Origin of the sequence: Brevundimonas sp. (assembly GCF_032107865.1) — a bacterium.
Taxonomy (GTDB): Bacteria; Pseudomonadota; Alphaproteobacteria; order Caulobacterales; family Caulobacteraceae; genus Brevundimonas.
In genome coordinates, this window is sequence record NZ_DAMCNG010000244.1 from 1 (window position 1) to 3,765 (window position 3,765).

General features: G+C 68.3%; 3 protein-coding genes. 2 read left to right on the forward strand and 1 reads right to left on the reverse strand.

All coding sequences use genetic code 11. The annotated features are described in order from the left end of the window. On the forward strand, positions 1-1,091 hold a 1,091-nt coding region (locus tag RT567_RS14760; protein ID WP_313577008.1), incomplete at its 5' end, for a type II secretion system F family protein. After that, a complete protein-coding gene (locus tag RT567_RS14765) occupies positions 1,091-1,522 on the forward strand; it encodes a prepilin-type N-terminal cleavage/methylation domain-containing protein (RefSeq protein WP_313577009.1) in 432 nt (143 codons plus the stop codon). The genes RT567_RS14760 and RT567_RS14765, both read left to right, overlap by 1 nt. A 4-nt stretch (positions 1,523-1,526) precedes the next feature. Here RT567_RS14765 and RT567_RS14770 read toward each other — a convergent pair. Further along, positions 1,527-3,765: secretin N-terminal domain-containing protein (locus tag RT567_RS14770; protein WP_313577010.1), on the reverse strand; the 2,239-nt coding region annotated here is incomplete at its 5' end.

Consider the following 3,765-nt stretch of genomic DNA (forward strand, 5'->3'; position numbering starts at 1 on the left):
TGACCGTCGTGCGCATCCGGCCCGCCACCGCGCCCAAGGCCGAGGGCCGCGAGCGCGGCCTCAAGACCGGCGAGCGGGTGCTGGTGCTGCGCCAGATGGCCCTGATGCTCGAGGCCGGCGTCTCCCTGCTGGAGGCGCTGGATACGGTCGCCCAGGGGATGCAGGCGCGCAAGGGCCGCCGTCAGTTCCAGGCCGCCATCGCCGCTCTGAGGCGCGGCGAATCCCTGGGGGATGCGCTGGAAGAACACGCGCCCGGCTTTCCGGACTACGTCTACGCCATGGCCCGTGTGGGCGAGGCGTCGGGCCGCATCGCCGAGGTGCTGAAGGAGGCGGCCGAACAGATGGCCTATGAAGACCGACTGCAGCGCGACTTCGCCAACGCCATGACCTATCCGGCCTTCCTCTGCTTCGCAGGGGTGGCGGCCATCGGCTTCATCTTTACTCAGGTCGTGCCGCGCTTCGGCGCCATGATCGGCGAGGATCGCGAGAACATTCCGGCCATGTCGCGCTGGGTGCTGGAGACCGGCGAGTTCGCCAACGCCAACCTGGGTCTGGTGGGCATCGGCGCGGCGCTGTTGATCGCGGCCATCGTCGTCATCGTCTCCAACAAGGCCGTTCGCGAGCGCGCCTATACGGTCGCCCATGGCCTGCCGGTCGTGGGGGCGGTGATTCAATCGCGCGAGATCGCCTCCTGGGCGCGGCTGACGGCCTTCGCGCTCAACAACGGCGTGCCCTTGCTGTCGGCGGCGGCGCTGGCGCGGGCGGCGGTGCCGATCGGCCCCTTCCGCCAGGGGCTGGATCTGCTGGACAGCGACCTGCGCGCGGGCATGACGCTGGACGCCTCGCTGGGCGCACACACGGGGCTGGAGGCGATGGACCTCAGCCTGCTGCGGGCGGGTCAGAAATCGGGGGCCATCGGCGCCATGTTCGGCTTCATGGCCGACAACTACGAAGCGCGGCTGCGCGACCGGATGAAGCGGATGACCTCCCTGCTGGAGCCGATGGCCATCGCCGTCATCTCCATCGTGGTCGGCTTCGTGGCCCTGTCGTTGGTGCTGGCCCTGTCGAGCGTCTACGAAGGCGTCGTCTGATGCAGCGGGCGCTCAGGGCGAAGCGCGCAGGCTTCAGCCTGATCGAGGCCCTGGTCGCGCTGGCGATCGCCTCCATGACGCTGATGGCCATTTTCGAGCTGCAGATTCAGATGGCGCGCAGCCAGCAGCGGGCGGCCCAGGCGATCGAACAGGTCGCGTCGCAGGAAAACGCCCTGGCCCTGACGCGCCACCTCAATCCGATGGCCCAGCCTCAGGGCCGCATCGAAATGCCGGGCGGCGATGTCGTCGTCTGGGAGGCCGAGCCCAAGAGCGAACGCCGCATCAACGCCGGCTTTCCGGCGGGCGACGGCGGCTATGAGGTCCAACTGTATCGCGTCACCGTCGGCGTAGAGCGGCGCCAGGGGCGCTCGCCTGCGCCCCTGGTGTTCGACCGCGTGGGGTGGCGACGCCTGAGCCTTGCAGATGACTGAAGGCTCAGTCCTCGACGGGCGTGTCCGCGATCTCCGGGGCGGCGCCGGCTGCGGCCGCCGCTGCAGGCTGGGCCTCGGCGGCCGGCGCGCGGCGACGCTCGGAGGCGCGATTGGGTGCAGGCAGGTCGAAGCCGACGCCGCGCACGCCATGGCCGATATTGAACGGCGTCAGCGTATAGGACCAGCCGCGGCCCGTGCGGAAGGCGGCGTTGATGTCGCTGGAGAAGGCGTCGGCTAGGTCCGCCATGTCCTCATCGCCGCGAATGACGTGGGGGGTAATCAGCATCACTAGCTCGGTGCGCACGCCACCGACGCTGTTGGTCTGGAAGGCTGAACCGATCAGAGGGATGTCCTTGATGAATGGCACGCCGGTGTTGGTCTTGGAATAGCTGTTGCTGATGAGGCCTCCCAGCACGCCGGTCCAACCGTCCGTAAGAGATATCTGGGTAGTTAGGCTACGATTCAGGATCGGCGGGCTGGCTATGGCGGTGCTCGCGGACTTGCCGACCTCTGAAATCTCTTGGCTGATGGTGATGTCGACCCGGTCGCCATAGACTACGGGCTGAAGATCCAGGATCACCCCGGTCTGGCGATACTGGACGCTTTGCAAAACGTCGGTGCCGTCGCCGTTGCCCGTCTGCGTATTGGTAGCACGCTGCGAGGTGATGATCGGCACGTCCTGACCGACCTGGAAGCGCGCCGTGCCGCCGCTGCGGGCGACCAACTGCGGTCGCTGCAGGATGTTGACGCGGTTGTTCGACGCCTGGGCGGCCAGGCTGGCGCGGAAATCCGGGCCCTTGAAGGAGACGACCAGGCCGCCGCCCAATTCAAGGCTCTCCGTCGATCCTGTCAGGACGCCGTCGCCACGACTATCGGTCCCGAACAGGTTGATGCCTAGCGCGGTGTCGTCTGTCAGCGTCACCTCGGCGATCATCACCTCGATCACCACCTGGGGCGCCGGGGTGTCGAGCGTGCTCAGCAGGTTGCGCAGCTGGGCGAACTCATTGGCCGTGCCGGTGAAGATGATGCGGTTGCCGATCGGGTCGGTCAGGACGCGGCCGTTCATGAACTGACCCTGGGCGCCGGGCCCTTGGCCGCCCCCGCCGCCGCTGCTCATCGTATTGCCTTGAGAGCGGCCGCCGTCCTGCGCGGGTGGAGCGCCAGGCACGCCGACGGGCGCCTGGGCCTGGGCCATGGTCGGGCTCTGACCCATGGCCAACTGGCCCAGGGACGATGCATCCGTATTCTTGACCTGGTAGACAAAGGTCGAGGCCTTGTCTCCGAGCGAGGCTGGTTGATCCAGGGTCTCGACCCAGTAGCGGGCGCGGGCCAGGGCTTCGGGATCGCGGGCGAAGACCAGCAGCTGGTTCGCCGCGGGGAAGGACAGGATGACGATGGCGCGACCGGCCAGGGCCTGGCGGGAGACGACGTAGCCCTCGGTCGTCAGCGTCTGTTCCAGCGACGTCGCCAACTGGTCCGTGGCCCAGAAGGAGGGCTCGACCCGCAGCACTTCCGTCCCGGCGAAGCGCGGCTGATCCAGCTCGCGCAGGGCCCGCACGACCTGAGCCACCTCGCGGCCCGAGCCGGAGATGATCAGGCTGTTGGTCAGGGGATCGGGCGTGATCCGCGCGCCGCGCAGATTGGGATAGACGTCCTGCAGTAGGCTTTGCAGGGCGTTGACCTCGATGGTCTGGACGCTGAAGAACTGAACCACGCGGCCGGCGGCCGTCGGTACGGCGCGAGTGCGCTGGATGTCTGCGCCGGTCGAGGTCTCGGGCGATGCGCCGATGGTGACGAAACCGCCGTCGATATAGACCTCGATCCCATATTGCTTCAGCGCCTGCTGGGTCAGGCTGAACAGGGCGCGTTTGCTGATGGAGCCGCCGCTGCCCCCGGCCACGACCTCGGTGCGTGAGGCGACGTCGGACGACAGGGTGAAGGGGACTTTCAGCACGCCGCCGAAGACGGTCGCCGCGAACTGAGGAATGGGCTGGGGCGACAGATTGGCGTCGACGGGTTCGTCCGGCAGCAGATTGGCGATCTGCTCCGGCGTGGCGGGCTGGCGCGCAGCGGCGGCGGCTGACGGCGGGCCGGGAATGGCCAGGGTGCTGGTCTGGACGCGAGCGCGGCCGTTGCTGGAGACGCCGCCGATCTGGCCATCGGCGGAGTCGGATTCGATACGCGCCTGCGGGCGATCCACCACGGTCTCGAAGTCGGGGAAGGCGGCGCAACCGGCCAGCAGC